The sequence below is a fragment of the Teichococcus oryzae genome, assembly GCF_008386565.1.
GTDB classification, from domain to species: Bacteria; Pseudomonadota; Alphaproteobacteria; order Acetobacterales; family Acetobacteraceae; genus Pseudoroseomonas; species Pseudoroseomonas oryzae.
Genome location: NZ_VUKA01000088.1, coordinates 1 through 516 on the forward strand (window position 1 = coordinate 1; position 516 = coordinate 516).

General features: G+C 64.0%; 2 pseudogenes. One reads left to right on the forward strand and one right to left on the reverse strand.

Going from position 1 to position 516, the window contains the following annotated elements:
- Positions 1-226, forward strand: a pseudogene (locus tag F0Q34_RS22240) (hypothetical protein); the annotation flags it as partial.
- Between the two features lie 47 nt (positions 227-273).
- Here F0Q34_RS22240 and F0Q34_RS21660 read toward each other — a convergent pair.
- A pseudogene (locus tag F0Q34_RS21660) lies at positions 274-516 on the reverse strand (hypothetical protein); the annotation flags it as partial.

The window sequence follows — 516 nt, forward strand, 5'->3', positions numbered from 1 at the left end:
AAGTCGTGTCATGCTTTCGAGCTTCCCGATTTTCAGCGCCATCCTGGTCGTCTTTGCCCACCGGATGCGGGGAGCGTCCATCGCTACGCAAATGCTGCGCAGGATGGTGCTCGCCCTCTACGGCTTCGCCGTGTTCTTCTTCGTCCTGGACATGACTCTGCCAAGATTTGGCATTCTTCCTGCCTCCCTGGCTGCGGCCTCGGCTTGCTGCTGGTGCAGACCGTAATGCTCCGCTTGCTCCCCCGGATCCCAGGAAGGAGATAAGAGCCTCTTCTATTCGCTGGCATGGGGTCGCGGGGTCAGCGCGATGACCACGGCACCGTTCCGCCGCGGATCGGCTGCGCCGCCGAGGCGGCCTGTAAGGGGGTCGCGCCCAATCGCCTGCATGCCGCCAACACGCATGGTAAAGCCGGTAGAAAAGAACCGGGCGTCATGCCCTTGCTCGCGAAGGGCGACCAGCACTTCGGGCGCCACCCGGTTCTCGATCTCCACCAGCCGCCCGTCCCAAAGCCGGGC